This window comes from Comamonas sp. CMM02 (genome assembly GCF_014851485.1).
Classification (GTDB): Bacteria; Pseudomonadota; Gammaproteobacteria; order Burkholderiales; family Burkholderiaceae_C; genus Comamonas; species Comamonas avium.
Genome location: NZ_JACUZW010000008.1, coordinates 12,920 through 34,289, shown reverse-complemented (window position 1 = coordinate 34,289; position 21,370 = coordinate 12,920). Strand labels below are relative to the sequence as shown.

Below are 21,370 nucleotides of genomic sequence, written 5' to 3'. Positions count from 1 at the left end.
CGATCTGCGAGTAGTCACGAGCTTCGCCGCCGAAGTGCTTGGACAGCACAGTAGCGATAGCAGCTGTCAGGGTAGTCTTACCGTGGTCAACGTGGCCAATAGTACCCACGTTCACGTGGGGCTTGGTGCGCTCGAACTTTTCTTTTGCCATTTTTTCGACTCCGAAAAAAACCAAATGCTAACGAGGTTTCGGCGCAACCATCTGACACAGAAGCACCACGTAAATTGGTGCCCATGGGCAGGATTGAACTGCCGACCTCTCCCTTACCAAGGGAGTGCTCTACCACTGAGCCACATGGGCATAAGTTTGCATATGCAAACTCACGAATCTTGGAGCGGGAGACGGGAATCGAACCCGCGTCATTAGCTTGGAAGGCTAGGGTTCTACCATTGAACTACTCCCGCAAACTTTTGCTTGCGCACACCGCCTTGCGATGCTTACTTATCTCTATCCATCAAAGATGGTGGAGGGGACTGGATTCGAACCAGTGTAGGCGTAAGCCAACAGATTTACAGTCTGCCCCCTTTAGCCACTCGGGCACCCCTCCGTAGAGATTTCTATTGTAGCAAACTTTTTGCTCTCGAAAATATTTTTAGATATTTTTTCAAGTTAAGTCTTGGTGCGGCTGGCGGGGATCGAACCCACGACCCTTGGCTTCGGAGGCCAATACTCTATCCACTGAGCTACAGCCGCTAACGACGCCCGCTGCACGCGAACTACCAAAAAATCTGCAGCCCTGATTCTAACCCTTACATTTCGCCAGTTTAGAAAGATTCACGCAATTTCTTTTGCAGCACCCAGACCCAAGCCCTTGAGATATACAGAAACCGCAGCCATCCCCTCCGTCTCAAGATCAAAAGGCCTGGCATCGTGAAGCAGCCACGCATGCAAAACTCCGTCAAATACTGCATGCAGACCTATAGCAGCGCTGGCTGCCGAAACTGGCAGCTCAACCCGTGCTTGTTCAGCAGCCAACATGAGCGCACCTTCAAGCCTTGAGTTGAACCGCATGACGCCCATCATCCGCCGTTCTCGCACAGCGAACATTTCACCAACGCACTCTACCTTGTAGAGTGCGATCTCAAACACACTGCGTATCGCAGCGTCTGTATTCACAGAATGAAGCACCATACGCAGGACATCTAAAATCCCCTGCAGAGCAGAAGCTTGGCTGCCAGATCCGTCCTGCTCAGGAAAGCATGCTTGTTCGAATGGCGATGTAACCCGCTGCATCATGGCGTCAAACAAGTCCGCCTTGTCCTTGAAGTGCCAGTAGATGGCGCCTCGTGTCAAGGAAGCCGCCTGCGCCACATCAAGCAAAGACGCACCCCTTACACCCTTTACATGAAATACTTCCTGCGCAGCATCCAGCAGCCTATTGCGGGTTGCTTCTGCATCCTCTTTTGTTCGCCGCGCCATTTCTGCCCCTTTCGCATGTGCTCCCAATCGAGGCCTAAGCATCAATTGCCGGAGCACGGCTACAATTAATCACCGATATACATTCATTATTGTATGTATATCCATCTTTTAAATGAACGCAAGCAGTTGACTGACCTTTGCGTTCTTGCTGCGCGTGTAGCTTTAGGCCCATTCCTCTAAGGACAATCATGAACCTCTTCCGCTCCGGTCATACCAATGCGTGGGCACGCCTTTTCAGCCCTGCCCCGATTGCTTTGGCATGCGCCCTTGCCCTCACCGCTTGCGGCAAAGATGACACCACATCATCGCCAGCTGGGGGACAAGGAGGAGGAGCACCACAAGTACCTGTCGGCGTAGTGACGGCGACACCCGGCGAAGTGGGTCTCATTACAGAGCTGCCAGGCCGTGTTGAGGCCTCTCGTGTCGCCGAAGTACGCGCTCGGAGTGCAGGTATTTTGCAAAAACGCCTGTTTACCGAGGGCTCTGACGTCAAGGCCGGTCAACCGCTATTTCGCATCGATGCGGCACCTTACGAAGCCAGTGCACAAAATGCACGCGCCAGCTTAGCCCGCGCAGAAGCCAATCTGGTTCAGACCACCGCCCAGCTAGAGCGCTTTCGCCCCTTGGTCGAGGCCAACGCCATTAGCAAGCAAGATTTTGTCAACGCCGAGTCTGCGCAAAAGCAAGCGCAGGCTGAAGTCGCTGCTGCCAAAGCAACGGTTCGCAGCGCAGACATCAACCTGGGGTATGCCAACGTCACGGCACCTATTGCAGGCCGCATTGGTCAAGCACTGGTAACTGAAGGCGCGCTGGTTGGACAAGGTGAAGCAACGCCCCTGGCCGTGATTCAACAAATCAACCCTGTTTATGTCAACTTCACACAGTCTGCAACTGATGCTTTCAAGCTGCGAAAAGCCATGGCTGAGGGGAAACTGAAGTCTGCTGGACAGCAAGCTGCCGAAGTGCATGTCATTTTGGATGACGGCTCCGAATACGGCACACCCGGCAAACTCCTATTTAGCGATTTGGCTGTTGACGCCAGCACCGGGCAAGTCACACTGCGCGCAGAAATCCCCAATCCAAAGGGCCTGCTGCTTCCAGGCTTGTATGTGCGCATTCGCATGGAACAGGCACAAGCCACCAACGCCATCACCGTACCCCAGCAAGCCGTGACACGCACCGAGCAAGGCGACACAGTGCGCGTCGTCTCGGCAGATGGCAAGGTAAGCGTTCGCCCCGTAAAGGTGAGTATGGCCAGCGGCAACCGCTGGGTGATTCAGCAAGGGCTTGAAGCCGGAGAACAAGTCATGGTGGATGGTTTCCAGAAACTGCAAATGCTGCCACCAGGAACCCCTGTAAAGGCAGTTCCATGGACACCAACTGATGCTGCTGCCAAACCAGTTGAAGCACCTGCAGCGGCTGCACAAGGCACCGACGCCAAGTAACTGAGGACCTTGTCACATGGCTAAATTTTTTATTGAGCGCCCCATCTTTGCCTGGGTGGTTGCGCTTTTCATCATGGTGGTCGGCGCTGTCGCCATCACTCAGTTGCCTATTGCGCAATACCCTCCTGTCGCCCCTCCAGCCATTGTGGTGAGTGCCGTCTACCCAGGCGCCTCAGCACAGACACTGGAAGACAGTGTGCTGTCGGTGATTGAACGCGAGATGAACGGTGCAACAGGGCTGTTGTACATGGAGTCCGTGGCTCAATCCAACGGTACTGGCTCTGTCACGATCAGCTTTGAGCAGGGAACCAACCCTGAGCTGGCACAAGTGGACGTTCAGAACCGCTTATCTCGTGCCACGCCTCGCCTGCCTGCGGCAGTGACACAGCAAGGCGTGAAGGTGGACAAGTCCGCCTCCAACTTCTTGCTGTTCTCCATGCTGTCTTCCTCGAACCCCGAGTGGGACGTTGTACGCATTGGAGACTACGCATCGCGCAACGTAGTGCCTGAAATTCAGCGTCTGGAAGGCATCGGACAGGTTCAATTGTTCGGCTCCGAACAAGCCATGCGCGTCTGGATTGATCCAGCCAAGCTGGAAGGATTCAAACTCTCCAGCGCACAAGTCATCGCTGCGATCCGCGCACAGAACGCGCAAGTGTCCTCAGGAGCCATTGGCGATCTCCCAGGCATTGCAGGCCAAGGCATTACGGCCACGGTGACTGTGCGCGGCCAGCTCTCTACCCCCGAAGAGTTCGGCAACATCATTTTGCGAGCGAACACCTCTGGTGCTGCAGTTCGCTTGAAAGATGTCGCACGCATTGAAATCGGAGGGCAGAGCTACGCAACAACAGCGCGCTTGAATGGCCAGCCAGCAGCCGGTATTGGCGTGCAGCTTTCTCCTTCGGGCAATGCCTTGGCTGCGGCCAACGCAGTGCGAGCCAAGATGGAGGAGCTGTCGAAGTTTTTCCCTGAGGGCATGAGTTACTCCATCCCTTACGACAGCTCGAACTTCGTGAGCATCTCCATCACCAAGGTTGCGCACACCCTGCTGGAAGCGGTGGGCCTGGTGTTCCTGGTGATGTTCTTGTTCCTGCAAAACTGGCGCTACACCATCATCCCGACGATCGTGGTCCCTGTGGCACTGCTTGGCACCTTTGCCACCTTGCTCGCACTGGGTTTCTCGATCAACGTGCTGACCATGTTCGGCATGGTGCTGGTCATCGGCATTGTGGTGGACGATGCCATCGTGGTGGTGGAAAACGTGGAACGCATCATGAGCGAGGAAGGCCTTCCTCCCAAGGAAGCGACTCGCAAGGCGATGGGCCAAATTTCTGGCGCCATTGTGGGTGTGACGGTGGTACTGATTTCGGTCTTCGTGCCATTGGCGTTCTTTGCGGGTTCCACCGGCAATATTTACCGCCAGTTTGCAACGGTCATGGTCGCGTCGATTGGCTTTTCGGCATTCATGGCCTTGTCGTTGACACCTGCACTGTGCGGCACCTTGCTCAAACCTGTCGAGGCAGGCCATCACCTTGAAGGCAAAGGTTTCTTCGGCTGGTTCAACCGCACCTTCTCCAAGGGTGCCAAGCGCTATGAAAGCTTGGTTGGCCGTATGCTCAACAAGGCTACGCGCTACCTCATCATCTACGTCGCCATCATTGGTGCCGTGGCGCTCATCTATAACCGCTTGCCCACGTCCTTCCTGCCCGGTGAAGATCAGGGCACAGTGATTGTGAACATTCAGTTACCTGCTGGCGCAACCGCTGAACGCACGGTAGACGTCATGAAACAAGTGGAAGACTTTGTGCTGAAACAGCCTGAAGTCAGCAGCATGGTTGGCGTCGTAGGCTTTAGTTTTTCCGGCCAGGGTCAAAATGCTGCCCTTGCGTTCATTACGCTGAAAAACTGGAACGAGCGCACCAAACCCGAGCAGCATGCAGATGCCGTGGCCGGCCGGATCATGGGCGCCACGATGAACGTGCGTGACGCATTCATCTTTGCCCTCAGCCCTCCTCCGATACCGGAACTGGGAGTCTCCTCGGGCTTTAGCGTGCGTCTGCAAGACCGAGGCAGCCTGGGACACGACGCACTGGTGAATGCACGCAATACGTTCCTGGGCATGGCCGCACAAAGTCCTATCTTGGCGCAGGTGCGACCTGACGGTTTGGAAGATGCTCCGCAAATCCGCGTGGAGATTGACCGTGACAAAGCCAATGCGCTTGGCGTCGGTTTTGACAGCATCAACACCACACTGTCTACCGCCATGGGCTCTGCCTACGTGAACGACTTTCCAAACCGTGGCCGCCTGCAGCGGGTGGTAGTGCAAGCAGATGCCCCCTCACGGATGCAACCGGATGATCTGCTCAAGATCACCGCATCCAATGACCAGGGTCAACCTGTGCCGCTGTCTGCATTTGCAACTGTCAGCTGGGTCAATGGGGCTCAGCAAACGGTTCGCTACAACGGCTACCCAGCCATGAAGATCTCGGGCGCTCCAGCCCCAGGCTACAGCACGGGTGAAGCCATGGCCGAAGTCGAGCGCATCATTTCGCAGCTGCCAGAAGGTTTTGGCTACGAATGGACGGGCCAGTCCTACGAGGAAAAGCAGGCAGGATCGCAATCGCTGATTTTGTATAGCTTTGCCATCTTGGCTGTCTTCCTGTGTTTGGCGGCACTGTACGAAAGCTGGACCATTCCACTGGCGGTCATCTTGGTCGTGCCTTTGGGCGTAATCGGTGTGCTGCTGGCAACGTTGATGCGCGGCTACGCCAATGACGTTTATTTCCAGGTGGGGCTGATTACAGTCATTGGCCTGTCAGCCAAGAATGCGATTTTGATTATTGAATTTGCCAAAGATCTGCAAGCGGAAGGCAAAGGCATTATTGAAGCTGCGCTTGAAGCTGCCCATCTGCGCTTCCGTCCCATCATCATGACCTCGCTGGCCTTCGGTCTGGGCGTCGTGCCACTGGCCATTGCGACAGGCGCCAGCTCAGCCAGCCAGCGTGCCATCGGCACTGGCGTGCTGGGCGGCATGTTCACCGGCACGGTGCTTGCAGTGCTCTTTGTGCCTGTCTTCTTTGTAGTGGTTCGAACCCTGTTCAAGGGCAAGCCCACTCCACCACCGACTACAACCGCCCCCGCTGGCACAGCAGGAGTGGATCACCATGCCTAAGCACTTTTCACTCATCGCGGTAGCCGTTGCAGCGCTCTTGTCAGGCTGCTCGCTGATTCCGACCTACGAGCGCCCTGCTGCGCCTGTTCCAGAGGCCTATCCTCAGGCCTCTGCGCAAGGGCAAAACACAGCTGTGGCATGGCGTGACTACTTCACCGACCCACGCCTGCAGCAGCTCATTGACCTGGCACTGGCCAACAACCGAGACATGCGCATTGCCACCTTGAATTTAGAACAGGCTCGCGCCCAGTTCCAAATTCAACGCTCTGCACTATTTCCCAGTGTGGGAGGAGTGGCTTCCGCCAACCGTGGCAACAGCCAGATCACCGGTGAGCTGGGCAATACCTTTACCGCAGGGCTGGCAGTGTCCGCCTGGGAACTCGACTTCTTTGGCCGCATCAGCAGCCTGAAAGAAGCCGCTTTGGCCCAATACCTGGCCACGGATGAAGGCCGCAAGGCTTACGAACTCACGCTGGTCACCAGCGTGGCCCAAGGCTGGCTGGCCTTGATTGCCGATGAGGAACTGCTGGACATTTCCCGCCGGACCCTGGTGACGCGCGAAGAGTCCATCAAACTGGCCAAGCTGCGGTTTGATGCGGGGTTCTCGTCTGAACTGGATTACCGCCAGGCGGAGTCTTTGACAGAAGCTGCTCGCGCTACTTTCGCCCAACAGCAACGCCAGCGCGCCTTGGACGAAAACGCGCTGACTTTGCTGCTCGGCCAGCAAATACCTGCGCAGTTACTCACCAGCATTCAGGGTGCCAAGCTGGCTGAGACAACCCCCATGGCGGACATTCCCGCCGGCTTGCCTTCGGATTTGCTGGCACGCCGCCCCGACATTCGTGCTGCAGAGCAGCAACTGATTGCAGCCAATGCCAACATTGGCGCGGCACGTGCTGCGTTCTTCCCGAGTATTTCTCTGACCGCACAGTACGGCAGCGTCAGCAATGAACTGTCCAACCTGTTCAAGAGCGGCACCTGGGGCTTTAATATCGGCCCTTCTATCAACCTGCCTATCTTTACAGGTGGACGCCTGACGGCCAATCTCGAATCGGCCAAAGCCGGTCGCGAGATTGCGGTGGCACAGTACGAAAAGTCGATTCAAACAGGCTTCAAGGAAGTGTCTGACGCTCTGGCAGGGCGCACCACGCTGGCAGAGCAAGCACGTGCCCAAACGGCGCAGGCCGAGGCAGAGCGCAAACGCTTTTACCTGTCTGACCTGCGTTATCGCAATGGTGTTGCCAGCTACCTTGACCTGCTGGATGCACAGCGCTCGCTGTTTGCGCTGGAGCAAGCCGACGTACAAGTCCGGCTGACGCAACTGCTCAATCAGATCAACCTGTACAAGGCTTTGGGCGGTGGTTGGTCAGAAGCCAGCCTTGGCAAGCAGGAAGTCAACAATCGTTGAGGTGCGTCAACTCTGCGCCACAGTGACGGCTAAACGGTCACTGTGGCGAGGGGTCCAAAAAAGCCCATCGATATAATTCTCCGTTGGTTTTTCCCGCCCCCGATAACCAGAGGACGCTATGAGCGACAAGCACCACGAAGAAGCCCATACAGGCCCGATCAAGAACTCCAAACAACTGCTGATCACGGTTGCACTTGCCTTTATCCTGCCCGTGATTTTGATCATCGGCTTGGTGAACTTTGTGGGCTCAGCCCCCAAAACAGGCGCTGGTGTTGGCATGCAAGAGCTGGCGCAAGCCCAGCGCATCCAAAAAGTGGGGTCGATTGAAATTCGTGATGCAGACCGCCCACTGCGTGCTGGTGAAGAGGTGTACAAGGTCCAGTGTGCTGCTTGTCACGCAACTGGGGTCTCAGGTGCGCCCAAATTTGGCGAAGCTGGTGACTGGGGCCCACGCTTGGCCCAAGGCTTTGAGACGCTGGTTCACTCTGCGTTGAAGGGCAAGGGAGCAATGTCCCCGCAAGGTGGTGGTGAGTTCAATGACCTGGAAATTTCCCGCGGCGTAGCTTTCATGGCCAACTCCGCTGGCGGCAATTTCCCAGAACCACAGCCCGAAGCCAAAGAGGGCGAAGCGGCCAAGTAATCAGCCTGCGGCCTCAGCTCAAAAAAGGATCCTCACGGATCCTTTTTGTTTTTCAAATCTGCACCCTCTTTTTCAGGGTGCAGCAGTGGACAGTGCTTGCGGGCTGCGCACAAAACCAAAGCGTTCAGGCAAGCTGCGCATCAGCACCTCCTGTGCAGTCCATCGCTGCGACTCCAGCGCATCCGCAACGTGCACCATGTCTTGCGTGTGCACAATGCCCAGTACACCATCGCACAGCAAATAGACGTGCCCCACTTCATCCACCAAGCACTGCTGCACTTGCTGCGCAGGTTGGTTGGTATGCGCCACCACGTGGCCGTCCGCATGTACGCGCCACACCATTGGCGTATTTTCAAGCTCAACGTACACACGCTGCGGGCCATTTTGAAAAAACCAGTGGCCCTGCGCATTCACCTCGTAATTGCGTCCAATAAAGGCTTTCAGCTTCTCGTGCTCTAACAACGCGCCCTTACTCTGCGCAAATGTTCCTTGGGCCTGTGCTTGGGCATCGCGCAACCACCAGTTGCCGCGCATATCCAGGCCCAACCAACCCCAGCAGTCAGGCACATTGGGCCATTTCGTCAACGCTTGTTTTACGATGTCATCCATAACGGCGATTCTTTTGTCTCTGTAATCATGCAGAAGTTAAAGATAACCGCAACACACGCTGCTTTGCACGCTGTTGCCCTACAAATTACGGCTATTCGAGACCGCCACAATACGCCCCAACACATCACACATCTAAGGGACACACCATGAAACGCTTGCTTGCACTGTTACTGGTTGCCACCGCTTTGACGGGCTGCGGCTACAACGACTTTCAGCGCCTGGATGAGGACACCAAATCCAAGTGGAGTGAAGTGCTTAACCAGTACCAACGCCGTGCAGATTTGGTCCCCAACATCGTCGCTTCTGTCAAAGGCGAGGCTAATTTTGAACAAGAAACGCTCACCAAGGTGATTGAGGCCCGCTCCAAGGCCACCTCCATCCAGGCGACACCCGAGCTGATCAATGACCCCGCTGCCTTCGAAAAATTTCAGCAAGCCCAGGGCGAACTGACCGGTGCGCTGTCGCGCCTGATGGTGGTAGCTGAGCAGTACCCACAACTGCAAGCCAACCAGGCATTCCGAGATTTACGCGTAACTTTGGAAGGCACAGAAAACCGCATTACTGTGGCACGCAACGCCTACATCCAGTCGGTGCAGCAGTACAACGTACTGGCGCGCAGCTTCCCCACCAATCTGACCGGCATGGTGTTTGGCTACAAGGCCAAGCCCACTTTCACCGTGCAAAACGAAGCTGAAATTGCTCGCCCACCCACCGTGGACTTTGGCACCAAATAAGGGTCTGCTGCCTGTAACGGGCTGCCTTCCAACTTAGGATCACATATGGCTTTTGCGCATATCTGGCGCGCGCTGGCAGCTTTACTTCTTGCAGTGCTTGTGCCGTGGCACTCCGCTAGTGCACAAGCCTTGCAACCAGTGCCAGCACTCACTGCGCGGCTGATCGATCAAACCCAAACGCTCAGCCCAGAACAGGCCGCAGCCATTGAGTCGCGCTTGCGCGAGATCGAAGAGAAATCTGGCTCGCAAGTCGTGGTGCTGATAGTGCCCAGCACCTCTCCGGAGGACATTGCACCGTATGCGCACCGGGTAGCCAGCACCTGGAAAATTGGCCGCAAAGACGTGGGAGATGGGCTGCTGATCGTCATTGCCAAGAATGACAGGCGCATGCGCATGGAGGTAGCGCGCGCGCTGGAGGGGGCCATTCCGGACTTGGCTGCATCGCGCATCATTGAGCAGCAAATGGGGCCGCACTTTCGCCAAAACGACTATGCTGGCGGCATTTTGGCGGCACTCGACCAAGTGGCCGCTCGCATTGCCGGTGAGCAATTACCCCCACCGACATCCTCTACGCCCAGCCGGACATCGCAGAGCGTAGACCTTGAAGGTCTGGCCATTTTTCTGTTCTTTGCCGTGATGGTGATTGCGCCAGTCATACGCAGGATCTTTGGCAGAAAAATGGGCTCGGCCATTGTGGGCGGCGGCGCTGGCTTTCTGGCATTTATCTTCACCACCAGCTTCATATTGGCCGGGGCAGCAGGCGTCATCGCGTTACTGGTCACCTTGCTGGCGAATGGCTCGGGCGGCGGAGGACGTGGTGGCGGTGGCCCTTTCATAGGAGGCGGCGGCTTTGGCGGGGGGCGCGGTGGTGGGGGCTTTGGCGGCGGAGGTTTCAGCTCCGGCGGGGGTGGTAGTTTTGGAGGCGGTGGTGCCTCAGGGAGCTGGTAGAACATGGCATCACTGATACAACGCATTGCTCGCCTGTGGCGCCATCGCTGGACAGAAGGCCAGGTCAAAGCTGCATTTCCTCCCGAAGTACTGCGACGCCTAGAGCACGCAGTCACCCAGAGTGAATCCCAGCATACCGGTCAAATCCGTCTGTGTGTGGAAGGCGGGCTGCCTTACAGCTACATCTGGCGCAACGCCACGGCCCGGGAGCGGGCTGTCGGGCTGTCGGGCTGTTTGGCAAATTGCGCACATGGGATACGGAGCACAACAACGGTGTGCTGATTTACCTGCTGCTTGCGGACCACGCCATTGAAATCATTGCTGACCGCGCAGCCGCACGCGCCGTGCCTCAGGCCACCTGGGATGCGCTGCTTCAAGACATGCAAAGAGCTTTTCAGCAGGCCGCCTATGCAGACGGCATGGAACGTGCGCTGGAACGCGTCTCTGCGCTGCTGATCGCACACTTTCCACGCAACGCGGCATGCCACGCAGATTCTCGTGACCCCGGCTTACCGGATGCCCCCGTCGTGCAAGGACGGTTTAGCAAAGATCGGTAAGTCGGCAAATCCTTTTCACCTCGCCTGGCTGTGTGCTCACTACCTCAGACTGTGTGACTGTGTGCGTCACAGCAAGGTGCAAAAAACTTTTCACCGCCCTTGTGCGTGCAATAAGGCCAACCATTCACGGCCCCATGGCGAATGCAGCCACACCAAGGCTGCCACGTTAAGTACCACCGTGAGCCAGAAAATCAGCTGAAATTGCGCCTTGCTGCTTTTGTGACGCAACCACTGTTGCGCCAGGATGGCACCCGGCCAGCCGCCCAGCACAGCCAATGCATGCAAGGTTGATTCCGGTGTGCGCCAACGGCCAGCCTGCGCCGCTGCTTTGTCTTTCCAGTAGGCAAAGAAGGTGATCAAGCTGAGCACTGCATAGAGCGAGGCCAGCCATGCCTGCATGCCCCACACCGCGGCCACACCCAGAAAAATCAGCACAAAAGCCAAGATTGCCAAGTAACTGCTATCCGCATGAACGTGTGAACGTCCCCCTTTTGAAGGGGCCTTTGGCGCCGCTGCACGTTCTACATTGCGCCAAACAACGTTTTGCGCGCGTTTTTTGCCACTCTGCACCCCGACGGCAAAATCAACACGCCAGCCACACTGCGGCCGCGCCAGTGCAGAAGGTCTGGGCTGAAAAGCACTGATGTGTACAAACACACGATCTCCGCCCTCATCGGCCTGGACAAAACCAAAGCCGCGCTGGTCATTCCACTCCACCAAAGTACCAAGATAGCGCATGAAAATTAAAAAGAGAGTGGCCAGCGCTTATGCATCAACAGTTTCAATACTATTTATATTTGAAACTGTTTATAGGCAAGCGCCAAGCGCTTTCATTTTGATAACAGGCATAAAAAAAGCCACCCAAAGGTGGCTTTTTTTATCGGGACACCGATCAGTGCTTGCCGCGGTACTTGCGCAGCGCTGCCACTTGGGCTGCCAGCACAGTCAGCTCGGAGTGAGCCTTGGCCAGATCAACGTCATTTTTTGCGTTTTTCATGGCTTCTTCTGCAGCAGCCTTTGCCACTTTTGCTTTTTGCTCGTCCAGATCCTTGCCACGGATGGCGGTATCAGACAGAACCGTAACGCAATTGGGCTGCACTTCCAAAATGCCACCGGCCACGAAGATGAACTCTTCGCTGCCATCGGGCAATTCGATGCGTACAGAACCGGGCTTGATGCGAGAAATCAGCGGTGTGTGCTTGGGCAGAATGCCCAATTCGCCTGCTTCGCCAGGCAGAGCGACAAAGCGCGCTGGACCCGAGAAGATAGACTCTTCGGCACTGACCACATCAACGTGGATGGTCTTCATCTTTGCTCCTCAGAAAAGGGGGGACTGGGCTTAATACAGAGCAAACCGAGGATTTCGCCCCGGTCTGCCTTGCCAATTAAGCAGCCAGCTTCTTGGCCTTTTCGAAGGCTTCGTCGATGGTACCAACCATGTAGAAAGCCTGCTCGGGCAGATGGTCGCACTCACCGGCGCAGATCATCTTGAAACCACGAATGGTTTCGGCCAAAGACACGTACTTGCCAGGAGCGCCAGTAAACACTTCGGCCACGTGGAAAGGCTGCGACAGGAAACGCTGGATCTTACGAGCACGAGCCACAGTCAGCTTGTCTTCGGGAGCCAGTTCGTCCATGCCCAGAATCGCGATGATGTCGCGCAGTTCCTTGTAGCGCTGCAAAGTGCCCTGCACTTCGCGGGCCACCTTGTAGTGCTCTTCGCCCACAACTTGAGGGTCCAGCTGGCGGCTGGTGGAATCCAAAGGATCCACCGCAGGGTAGATACCCAGCGAAGCGATGTCACGCGACAGCACAACCGTTGAATCCAAGTGAGCAAACGTCGTGGCAGGCGATGGATCGGTCAAGTCATCCGCAGGCACGTAAACGGCCTGGATGGAAGTGATCGAACCGACCTTGGTCGATGTAATACGCTCTTGCAGACGGCCCATTTCTTCGGCCAGCGTAGGCTGGTAGCCCACAGCCGAAGGCATACGACCCAGCAGCGCGGACACTTCGGTACCGGCCAGTGTGTAGCGGTAGATGTTGTCCACGAAGAACAACACGTCCTTGCCTTCGTCACGGAACGCTTCAGCCATGGTCAGGCCAGTCAGCGCAACGCGCAGACGGTTTCCTGGTGGCTCGTTCATCTGACCGTAAACCATGGCAACCTTGGAGTCGTTCAGCGACTCTTGGTTCACCACGCCGGCGTCCGACATTTCGTGATAGAAGTCATTGCCTTCGCGGGTACGCTCACCCACACCAGCAAACACCGACAGACCACCGTGGCCCTTGGCGATGTTGTTGATCAACTCCATCATGTTCACGGTCTTGCCCACACCGGCACCACCGAACAGACCCACCTTACCGCCCTTGGCGAAAGGAGAGATCAAGTCGATCACCTTGATGCCGGTTTCCAGCAGTTCCTGCGAAGGTGCCAGTTCGTCGTATGCAGGAGCCTTGCGGTGGATTTGGGCAGTTTGTGCCTGATCCACAGGACCACGTTCGTCGATGGGGTTACCCAGCACGTCCATGATGCGGCCCAGTGTTGCCTTGCCCACTGGCACTGTGATGGCAGAGCCCGTATTGGTCACCATCAGGCCACGCTTCAGACCATCGGATGTACCCAGCGCAATGGTACGGACAATGCCGTCACCCAGCTGCTGTTGTACTTCCAGAGTCAGAGCCGAGCCTTCCAGCTTCAGGGCGTCATACACCTTGGGCATCTGGCTGCGTGGGAACTCCACGTCCACCACGGCGCCGATACATTGAACAATCTTGCCTTGTACTTGAGCCATTCTTTGCTCCAATCTGTTTGTCTGTTAAAGCCGTTTACACAGCGGCAGCGCCAGCCACAATTTCCGACAACTCGGTCGTAATAGCAGCCTGACGCGTCTTGTTGTAGACCAGCTTCAACTCGCCAATGACACTGCCAGCGTTGTCGGTCGCGGCCTTCATGGCCACCATGCGCGCCGATTGCTCGGACGCCATGTTTTCCGCAACAGCTTGGTACACGAGGGACTCTACGTAACGAATCAGCAGATCGTCGATCACGCTCTGTGCGTCAGGTTCGTAGATGTATTCCCACGATGCACCCGTCTTCTCGGCTTGCATTTGCTCGTTCGACAATGGAAGCAATTGCTCCACCACCGACTCTTGCTTCATGGTGTTGATGAACTTGGTGTAGCTCAGATACACCGCGTTCAACTTACCTTCAGCGTATTGGTCCAACAGCACCTTGACAGGCCCAACGAGCTTGTCCAGGTGAGGCTGATCGCCCAGTGCTGTGGCTTGAGAGACCACCTTGGCACCAATACGGTTCAGGAAGCTCAGTCCCTTGCTGCCAATGGCCACTGTCTCAGCGGAAACGCCTGCATCCTGCAGTTCACGCAACTTGGTGGTCACGGCACGCAACACGTTCGTGTTCATGCCGCCGCACAACCCCTTGTCGGTCGTCACAACAATGACGCCGGCTTTCTTTGCATCCACATTCACATTCATGAAGGGATGCACGTACTCAGGGTTGGCTTCGCCAAGATGGGCTGCAATGTTGCGGACTTTTTCGCTGTATGGACGGGCAGCCAGCATCCGTTCCTGCGCCTTGCGCATTTTGGATGCAGCTACCATTTCCATGGCTTTAGTGATCTTCTTGGTGTTTTCCACCGATTTGATCTTGCCGCGTATTTCCTTGCCTGCTGCCATGATGGCTCCTCGTCCGGATTAAGCGAACGACTTCTTGAACGCAGCAATAGCCGCGCTCAATTCAGCTTCGTCCTTGCCTTCCTTGTCGAAAGCACGTTTTTCGTTCAGACGATCCAGCAGTGCGCCATGGCTGGTCTTCAGGAACTGGTGCAGACCAGCTTCAAAAGGCAGCACTTGCTTGACTGCGATGTCGTCCATGAAGCCCTTGTTCACGGCAAACAGCGTAGCGCCCATCAAGGCAGTGCTCAATGGCGAGTACTGAGCCTGCTTGAGCAGTTCAGTCACGCGTGCACCACGATCGAGTTGCTTGCGGGTTGCGTCGTCCAGATCGGAGGCGAACTGCGCGAACGCAGCCAGTTCACGGTACTGAGCCAAGTCGGTACGGATACCGCCGGACAGGCCCTTGACCAGCTTGGTTTGAGCAGCACCACCCACGCGGGACACCGAGATACCGGCGTTGATCGCAGGACGGATACCGGCGTTGAACAGGCTGGTTTCCAAGAAAATCTGACCGTCAGTAATCGAAATCACGTTCGTAGGAACGAAAGCAGACACGTCGCCCGCTTGTGTTTCGATGATAGGCAGTGCAGTCAGCGAACCAGTCTTACCCTTGACCTCACCCTTGGTGAAGGCTTCCACATAGTCAGCGTTCACACGAGCGGCACGCTCCAGCAGACGCGAGTGGAGATAAAACACGTCGCCAGGGAACGCTTCGCGTCCTGGTGGGCGACGCAGCAGCAGCGATACCTGACGGTAAGCCACAGCTTGCTTGGACAGATCGTCATAAACGATCAGAGCATCTTCACCGCGGTCGCGGAAGTACTCGCCCATTGTGCAACCCGAGTAGGCCGACACGTACTGCATGGCAGCCGATTCAGAGGCGGTAGCAGCCACAACGATGGTGTATTCCATCGCGCCAGCTTGCTCCAGCGCACGCACCACGTTCTTGACAGAAGCAGCCTTCTGACCAATTGCAACGTAGATACAGGTAACGCCCTGACCCTTTTGGTTGATGATCGCGTCGATCGCAACAGCTGTTTTACCAGTCTGGCGGTCACCAATGATCAGCTCGCGCTGACCACGGCCCACTGGAACCATCGAGTCGATCGACTTGATACCGGTTTGCAGAGGCTGATCCACGGATTGACGTGCGATCACACCAGGTGCAACCTTTTCGATCACGTCGGTCATCTTGGCGTTGATTGGACCCTTGCCATCGATAGGCTGGCCCAGTGCATTCACCACGCGGCCGATCAGTTCGGGGCCCACGGGCACTTCCAGGATACGACCGGTGCACTTGACAGTGTCACCTTCAGCGATGTGGGTGTACTCACCCAAGATCACTGCACCGACGGAATCACGCTCCAGGTTCAGTGCCAAGCCGAACGAGGGCTGGCCATCTGCCGAAGCGGGGAATTCCAACATTTCGCCTTGCATCACGTCCGACAAGCCGTGCACGCGCACGATACCGTCCGTAACCGACACGACCGTGCCTTGGTTACGGATATCGGCATTAGCTTCCAGCCCTTCGATGCGGCTCTTAATCAGTTCAGAAATTTCTGCGGGATTGAGTTGCATGACTCTTTCCTTCTTTCTTTTGGTTAGCCGAGACCTCAATCTGCTTACGCAGTGAGGGCCGCTTTCATTTGTTCCAGACGAGCCTTAACGGAGGTGTCCAGCACCTCGTCGCCCACCACCACACGAACGCCGCCAATCAAAGATGCATCGATCTCGACAGACAGGTTCAGCTTGCGACCGAAACGCTTTTCCAGCGCTGTGCTGATGTCGTTCAGTGCGGCTTCCTCAATCGGGAAAGCGCTGACAACAACAGCATCGGACGAGCCATTGAGGCGGTTAACGATGCCGCGGAACTGCACAGCCACTTCGGGCAGTGCGTCCAGACGACCGTTTTCGATGATGACGCGCAGGAAGTTGCGAGCGGCATCGGGCAAAGCCGAACGGGCCACGCCAGTGATGACGCCGAGCACTTGCTCGACCGTCACCTTGGGGCTGTCGGCCAGTTGACGCAATTGCGGATTAGCGGCAATCGCCGCCAATTCCTCCACCCAAGCGACAGTGCTGTTCAAGTCAACACCGGGGACGGAGCTGGCCTTGAACAATGCTTCAGCATAAGGGCGGGCAATGGTGGCGAGTTCTGCCATGTTGCTTCCTTACAGCTCTGTCTTCAGGCGGCTGAGCAGATCAGCGTGGACGCTGGCATTCACTTCCTTGCGGAGGATTTGCTCAGCGCCCTTGACAGCCAATGCAGCCACTTGCTCACGCAACGCTTCACGGGCAGCAATAGCTTGCTGTTCAGCTTCGGCGCGGGCAGCAGCAACAATCTTGTTGCCTTCTTCTGTCGCGCGGGCCTTGGCTTCTTCAACGATGGCCTGGGCGCGGCGATCGGCGTCCGCAAGCCGCGATGCTGTCTCGTTGCGCGTCTGGCTCAGTTCCTGCTCAACGCGCTTGTTAGCAGCGCTCAGCTCGGACTTGGCCTTGTCGGCAGCAGCGAGGCCATCGGCGATTTTCTGGGCTCGCTCATCCAAGGCCTTCGCAATCGGGGGCCACACGAATTTCATCGTGAACAGCACCAAGATCAGGAAGACGATGCACTGAACGAACAGGGTCGCGTTAATACTCACGGCAACACCTTTCTTTCTAGGGCGTTGATCGGAGCTTAGGCCAGTACGAAGGGATTGGCGAAAGCGAACAGCAGAGCGATAGCAACACCGATCAGGAAAGCAGCGTCAATCAGACCGGCCAAGATGAACATCTTGGTTTGCAGTTCGTTGATCAGCTCAGGCTGGCGAGCCGAGGCTTCCAGGAACTTGCCGCCCATCAGAGCAATACCGATCGAAGCGCCGATAGCACCCAGACCAACGATCAAACCACAAGCCAGAGCGACGAGACCGAGAATGTTTTCCATGATGACTCCTAGAGATTAAAGGAAAGTTGAAGTTGAAAGGGGAAGGTCAGTGGGCTTCATGCGCCTGGCCGAGATAAATCAGCGTCAGCATCATGAAAATGAAGGCCTGCAGGGTGATGATCAAAATATGGAAGATCGCCCAGATAGAGCCTGCAATGATGTGCCCCACAGGGAGCAACACACCAGAGAGAGACATGGCAGCCGCGCCACCCATCAGGGCAATCAGGCAGAACACCAACTCACCAGCGTACATATTGCCGAACAGTCGCATGCCATGCGAGACAGTCTTGGCAACATATTCAATGATCTGCATCAGCAGATTAATCACGCCCAAAATCAGAGCGAAGACAGGATTCTTGGAAGTACCGAAAGGTGCTGTCACCAGTTCGTGGGCCCAGCCACCTGCACCCTTGATCTTTACGCTGTAGTAGAAGCACAGCAGCAGCACACCGGTGGACAGGCCCAGTGTTGTCGACAAGTCAGCGGTAGGCACAACACGCAGGTAAGCGTGCGAATCGCCTTGGGCGGTTTGCCACAACAAAGGCAGCAAATCGACGGGCAACAAGTCCATGGCGTTCATCAGGAAAATCCAGACAAACACGGTCAGCGCCAAAGGCGCAATGAACTTGCGCGATTCAGCGCTGTGAATGTTGGCCTTGGCCTGGTTGTCCACCATTTCGACCAGCATTTCGACTGCAGCCTGAAAACGGCCTGGCACGCCAGACGTTGCCTTGCGAGCGGCCAGCCACAACACGAACAAACCGATCGCGCCGCAGATAAAGCTAACCACCACGGAGTCAAGGTTCACCACCGAGAAGTCGATGATGGAGTTCTGCTTGATATTTTGCAGGTGCTGCAAGTGGTGAACAATGTATTCACTTGCTGTTGGAGCGTGCGCGTCGGCTGCCATCTGTGAACTCTTCTCTCAATATCAATCGGTTTTTCGGACACTGGCTCGCCCTGCAAGCAAGACCAGCCAGTACGTTTTCATCGTTACAACCATTCCTGCCAGCAACGCCAGCCAATGCAGGTTTGGCACCAAACCAGGTGCTGCCGCCAACATGGCAATGCACAGCACCAGCTTGACAAATTCCCAGGCAAAAAGCCTTGCGATCGCACCCGGCGCATTTGCTGCACGACCACTGTTGCGCGCGACACCTCGGGCAAACAACGCAGCGGGCAGCACGATAGCCAGCGCACCATAAGCGGCAGACCATCCAGCGGCACGACCCACAAACCACCAAGCTACCAGCGCAACCACAACACCTACCAGTGCTTGCACAGCCAAAACACGCCACATGGACATCTTGGGCTGCCGTTTGCGCCACTCTGCTGCCTCTTCAGGCGTCAGGGGCTTGATTTGCGGCTCTTCGTCCTCAAATTCCGATTCAGGGGCTTGATGTTTCATGTGTTCACGAGCCAAAACTCAATCGGAATTTTTACAAAGCCTCTGATTATACGTAGAAACCCGTTTTGAACCGGCTACCTCCGACATCGTTCGGGGGTTTTCACGGACAATTTTCGCAGGCATGTATCCAGATGCCAACAAGATCGTGGGCTTACCCTATTGCGCAGCCTCAAAGAATGGCATTTAGGACTGTTTATTCCGTCCTGAGACCAGCGGCGCAACCATAGCGCACAATGACCGACGTACCAAGCAAAACCCTTTGCTTCCAACCCCATCATCACCATGACCGACACTTCCGCTAGCACCGATCCGCGCAAGGACTCACTGATCGAATACCCCAGCCTGTTTCCTATCAAGGTTATGGGTTTGCATGCGGATGATTTTGTTCATGCCATCACCCAGGTCGCCAAAGAGTTTGACCCTTTCTTTGATGCAGCTACGGTGGAGCTGCGCCCCAGCAGCACCGGCAAATATCTGGGCGTCACCATTACCGTGACCGCCACCAGCCGTGAACAGCTGGACAACCTCTACCGTGCGTTGACCAGCCACCCCATGGTGAAGGTTGTTCTTTGAACGAGTTGCCCCCACCGGCTATGGACGCCCGGCTGCTCGGGCGTGTGGACTACACCGCCTGCAACACGGCCATGCAGACCTTCACCGCCAGCCGCGATGCATCTACTGCTGACGCGTTATGGCTGTGTGAGCACAGCCCCACATTCACACAAGGCTTGGCAGGCAAAGCCGAGCATGTTTTGGTGCCAGGCAACATTCCGGTCGTCTCTACCAACCGTGGCGGCCAGGTGACGTACCACGGGCCTGGGCAGGTGGTGGCGTATCCGCTGCTTGATCTGCAGCGCAGGGGTTATTTCGTTAAAGAGTACGTTTACCGCCTGGAAGAAGCTGTGATCCGCACCTTGGCGCACTACGGCATCACAGGTCACCGCGTAGGTGGCGCCCCAGGCATCTATGTGCGACTGGACGACCCACGCAGCCATGCCATGCTGGCGCAGCGCCCGCAGCACCGTGACGCCAGTAACCCCGCCCCGCAGCCAGACTTCACAGGTTTGGGCAAGATTGCGGCCTTGGGCATCAAAGTCAGCCGCCACTGCACTTACCACGGGGTGGCACTGAACGTGGCCATGGACCTGGAGCCTTACCGCCGTATCAACCCTTGCGGTTATACAGAGATGGCAACTGTTGATCTTTCTACAATTGGCGTCCAGACAACCTGGAACGAGGTGGCTCAAGTGTTCGGCAACCAGCTGATCACCCGCCTCGCGCCCTGAGACCTACACCATGAGCAGCAACGAAGTCGTGCGCGAAGCGCAGTCCGCCGAAAACTACAACCCCTTGGCCAAACAAAAGGCGGCCGCCAAACTTTCACGCATTCCCGTGAAGGTTGAGCACGCGCCAACGCTGAAAAAGCCGGACTGGATCCGCGTCAAAGCGGGTAGCCCCACCACGCGCTTTTACGAAATCAAAGACATCCTGCGCGAGCAAAAGCTGCACACCGTTTGCGAAGAAGCGTCATGCCCCAACATTGGCGAGTGCTTTGGCAAAGGTACGGCCACGTTCATGATCATGGGTGACAAGTGCACGCGTCGCTGCCCGTTTTGCGACGTGGGGCATGGCCGCCCTGACCCGCTGGATGTGGACGAGCCGCGCAAGCTGGCTGAGACCATTGCCCGCCTGCGCCTGAAATATGTAGTGATCACCAGCGTGGACCGCGATGATCTGCGGGACGGCGGCTCTGGCCACTTTGTGGAATGCATCCAGCAAATTCGCGCGCTGTCGCCCCTGACGCAAATTGAAATTTTGGTGCCTGACTTCCGCGGCCGCGATGACCGCGCCCTCGAGATTTTGAAGGCAGCCCCGCCCGATGTGATGAACCACAACCTGGAAACAGCGCCCCGCCTGTACAAGGAAGCGCGCCCCGGCTCGGACTACCTGTTCTCGCTCAATTTACTGAAAAAGTTCAAGGCACTGCACCCCAACGTTCCCACCAAGAGCGGCATCATGGTGGGCTTGGGCGAGACCGACGAAGAAATCTTGCAAATCATGCGCGACATGCGTGCGCACGACATCGAGATGCTGACAATTGGTCAGTATCTCTCGCCCACCAACAGCCATCTGCCAGTGCGTCGCTACGTACACCCCGACACGTTCAAGATGTTTGAAGAAGAAGCCTACAAAATGGGCTTCACGCATGCAGCCGTAGGCGCCATGGTGCGCTCCAGCTACCACGCCGACGAGCAAGCCCACGCAGCCGGCGTTTAAAGCACGCTGCCCACAAAAAAAGCAACCCAAAGGTTGCTTTTTTTGTAGCTACTACCGCTGATCAAGCCTTGCTTTACAAGTCATTCATACTTGAAAGCGCCTGGTCTTATGCGCTAATAGCTCTCAT

Annotated in this window: 22 protein-coding genes, 4 tRNA genes and 1 pseudogene; 10 read left to right on the top strand and 17 right to left on the bottom strand. The window is 56.4% G+C overall.

Features of this window, described 5'->3' with window-relative positions; translation table 11 throughout:
• The 6 genes from IB213_RS17855 to IB213_RS17830 form a co-directional block, all read right to left on the bottom strand.
• Positions 1 to 151: GTP-binding protein (locus tag IB213_RS17855; protein ID WP_255501978.1), on the bottom strand; the 151-nt coding region annotated here is incomplete at its 3' end.
• Positions 152 to 226: 75 nt separating this feature from the next.
• A tRNA-Thr gene (locus IB213_RS17850) sits at positions 227 to 301 on the bottom strand.
• A 30-nt stretch (positions 302 to 331) separates the two neighbouring features.
• Positions 332 to 405: transfer RNA gene (locus tag IB213_RS17845), tRNA-Gly, on the bottom strand.
• A 57-nt stretch (positions 406 to 462) separates the two neighbouring features.
• Positions 463 to 548, bottom strand: a tRNA-Tyr gene (locus IB213_RS17840).
• Positions 549 to 618: 70 nt separating this feature from the next.
• Positions 619 to 694, bottom strand: a tRNA-Arg gene (locus IB213_RS17835).
• 81 nt (positions 695 to 775) lie between these two features.
• Positions 776 to 1,420 (bottom strand): TetR family transcriptional regulator, encoded by a 645-nt coding sequence (locus IB213_RS17830; protein WP_192408167.1) that lies wholly within the window; start codon positions 1,418 to 1,420, stop codon positions 776 to 778.
• Positions 1,421 to 1,608: 188 nt separating this feature from the next.
• Between IB213_RS17830 and IB213_RS17825 the strand changes: the two genes are divergently transcribed.
• The 4 genes from IB213_RS17825 (at position 1,609) to IB213_RS17810 (ending at position 8,085) form a co-directional block, all read left to right on the top strand.
• Positions 1,609 to 2,865: an efflux RND transporter periplasmic adaptor subunit gene (locus IB213_RS17825; protein ID WP_192408165.1), complete on the top strand. Its 1,257-nt coding sequence runs from the start codon at positions 1,609 to 1,611 to the stop codon at positions 2,863 to 2,865.
• A 16-nt stretch (positions 2,866 to 2,881) separates the two neighbouring features.
• Entirely contained in the window at positions 2,882 to 6,037 is a 3,156-nt protein-coding gene (locus tag IB213_RS17820; RefSeq protein ID WP_191722161.1) for an efflux RND transporter permease subunit, read from the top strand.
• Positions 6,030 to 7,445 (top strand): efflux transporter outer membrane subunit, encoded by a 1,416-nt coding sequence (locus IB213_RS17815; RefSeq protein WP_192408163.1) that lies wholly within the window; start codon positions 6,030 to 6,032, stop codon positions 7,443 to 7,445. The genes IB213_RS17820 and IB213_RS17815 overlap by 8 nt, the downstream gene beginning before the upstream one ends.
• A gap of 118 nt (positions 7,446 to 7,563) precedes the next feature.
• On the top strand, positions 7,564 to 8,085 hold the full coding sequence (locus IB213_RS17810) for a cytochrome c5 family protein (protein ID WP_191722159.1): 522 nt from the start codon (positions 7,564 to 7,566) through the stop codon (positions 8,083 to 8,085).
• Between the two features lie 72 nt (positions 8,086 to 8,157).
• On the opposite strand, the gene IB213_RS17805 is transcribed toward IB213_RS17810, so the two are convergent.
• Positions 8,158 to 8,694 carry a DUF2946 family protein gene (locus tag IB213_RS17805; protein ID WP_191722158.1) on the bottom strand — a complete coding sequence of 179 codons (537 nt, stop codon included), beginning with the start codon at positions 8,692 to 8,694 and terminating at the stop codon, positions 8,158 to 8,160.
• Positions 8,695 to 8,840: 146 nt separating this feature from the next.
• Between IB213_RS17805 and IB213_RS17800 the strand changes: the two genes are divergently transcribed.
• The 3 genes and pseudogenes from IB213_RS17800 (at position 8,841) to IB213_RS17790 (ending at position 10,933) form a co-directional block, all read left to right on the top strand.
• Positions 8,841 to 9,428 carry a LemA family protein gene (locus tag IB213_RS17800; RefSeq protein WP_191722157.1) on the top strand — a complete coding sequence of 196 codons (588 nt, stop codon included), beginning with the start codon at positions 8,841 to 8,843 and terminating at the stop codon, positions 9,426 to 9,428.
• Positions 9,429 to 9,473: 45 nt separating this feature from the next.
• Positions 9,474 to 10,376 (top strand): YgcG family protein, encoded by a 903-nt coding sequence (locus tag IB213_RS17795; RefSeq protein WP_192408161.1) that lies wholly within the window; start codon positions 9,474 to 9,476, stop codon positions 10,374 to 10,376.
• Positions 10,377 to 10,379: 3 nt separating this feature from the next.
• Positions 10,380 to 10,933: pseudogene (locus tag IB213_RS17790) on the top strand (TPM domain-containing protein).
• A gap of 90 nt (positions 10,934 to 11,023) precedes the next feature.
• Here the strand turns inward: IB213_RS17790 and IB213_RS17785 are convergent.
• The 10 genes from IB213_RS17785 to IB213_RS17740 all read right to left on the bottom strand — a co-directional run bounded on the left by IB213_RS17785 (position 11,024) and on the right by IB213_RS17740 (position 18,966).
• On the bottom strand, positions 11,024 to 11,671 hold the full coding sequence (locus IB213_RS17785) for a cold shock and DUF1294 domain-containing protein (RefSeq protein ID WP_192408159.1): 648 nt from the start codon (positions 11,669 to 11,671) through the stop codon (positions 11,024 to 11,026).
• Positions 11,672 to 11,825: 154 nt separating this feature from the next.
• Complete coding sequence (locus tag IB213_RS17780) at positions 11,826 to 12,242, bottom strand: F0F1 ATP synthase subunit epsilon (RefSeq protein ID WP_192408157.1); 417 nt, start codon at positions 12,240 to 12,242, stop codon at positions 11,826 to 11,828.
• A 76-nt stretch (positions 12,243 to 12,318) separates the two neighbouring features.
• The gene (atpD, locus tag IB213_RS17775) at positions 12,319 to 13,728 is read right to left on the bottom strand and encodes a F0F1 ATP synthase subunit beta (protein WP_191722152.1); all 1,410 of its coding nucleotides are present in this window, start codon (positions 13,726 to 13,728) and stop codon (positions 12,319 to 12,321) included.
• A 34-nt stretch (positions 13,729 to 13,762) separates the two neighbouring features.
• The gene (gene atpG, locus IB213_RS17770; protein WP_191722151.1) at positions 13,763 to 14,632 is read right to left on the bottom strand and encodes a F0F1 ATP synthase subunit gamma; all 870 of its coding nucleotides are present in this window, start codon (positions 14,630 to 14,632) and stop codon (positions 13,763 to 13,765) included.
• 18 nt (positions 14,633 to 14,650) lie between these two features.
• Positions 14,651 to 16,210, bottom strand: a complete 1,560-nt coding sequence (atpA, locus tag IB213_RS17765; RefSeq protein ID WP_191722150.1) for a F0F1 ATP synthase subunit alpha — start codon at positions 16,208 to 16,210, stop codon at positions 14,651 to 14,653.
• A 44-nt stretch (positions 16,211 to 16,254) separates the two neighbouring features.
• A complete protein-coding gene (locus tag IB213_RS17760; protein WP_191722149.1) occupies positions 16,255 to 16,794 on the bottom strand; it encodes a F0F1 ATP synthase subunit delta in 540 nt (179 codons plus the stop codon).
• Between the two features lie 9 nt (positions 16,795 to 16,803).
• The gene (locus IB213_RS17755; protein WP_191722148.1) at positions 16,804 to 17,274 is read right to left on the bottom strand and encodes a F0F1 ATP synthase subunit B; all 471 of its coding nucleotides are present in this window, start codon (positions 17,272 to 17,274) and stop codon (positions 16,804 to 16,806) included.
• A 35-nt stretch (positions 17,275 to 17,309) separates the two neighbouring features.
• Complete coding sequence (gene atpE, locus IB213_RS17750; protein ID WP_091458130.1) at positions 17,310 to 17,558, bottom strand: F0F1 ATP synthase subunit C; 249 nt, start codon at positions 17,556 to 17,558, stop codon at positions 17,310 to 17,312.
• 46 nt (positions 17,559 to 17,604) lie between these two features.
• Positions 17,605 to 18,468 (bottom strand): F0F1 ATP synthase subunit A, encoded by an 864-nt coding sequence (gene atpB, locus IB213_RS17745; protein ID WP_191722147.1) that lies wholly within the window; start codon positions 18,466 to 18,468, stop codon positions 17,605 to 17,607.
• Between the two features lie 21 nt (positions 18,469 to 18,489).
• Complete coding sequence (locus IB213_RS17740; protein ID WP_192408155.1) at positions 18,490 to 18,966, bottom strand: ATP synthase subunit I; 477 nt, start codon at positions 18,964 to 18,966, stop codon at positions 18,490 to 18,492.
• A 282-nt stretch (positions 18,967 to 19,248) separates the two neighbouring features.
• On the opposite strand from IB213_RS17740, the gene IB213_RS17735 reads away from it, so the two are divergent.
• Genes IB213_RS17735 through lipA form a run of 3 tightly spaced genes read left to right on the top strand, consistent with a single transcriptional unit; the run spans position 19,249 to position 21,243 of the window.
• Positions 19,249 to 19,539: a YbeD family protein gene (locus IB213_RS17735; RefSeq protein ID WP_191722145.1), complete on the top strand. Its 291-nt coding sequence runs from the start codon at positions 19,249 to 19,251 to the stop codon at positions 19,537 to 19,539.
• A gap of 20 nt (positions 19,540 to 19,559) precedes the next feature.
• Positions 19,560 to 20,252 carry a lipoyl(octanoyl) transferase LipB gene (gene lipB, locus IB213_RS17730; RefSeq protein WP_192408173.1) on the top strand — a complete coding sequence of 231 codons (693 nt, stop codon included), beginning with the start codon at positions 19,560 to 19,562 and terminating at the stop codon, positions 20,250 to 20,252.
• A gap of 10 nt (positions 20,253 to 20,262) precedes the next feature.
• The gene (gene lipA, locus IB213_RS17725) at positions 20,263 to 21,243 is read left to right on the top strand and encodes a lipoyl synthase (protein WP_191722144.1); all 981 of its coding nucleotides are present in this window, start codon (positions 20,263 to 20,265) and stop codon (positions 21,241 to 21,243) included.
• Positions 21,244 to 21,370 lie beyond the last annotated feature (127 nt).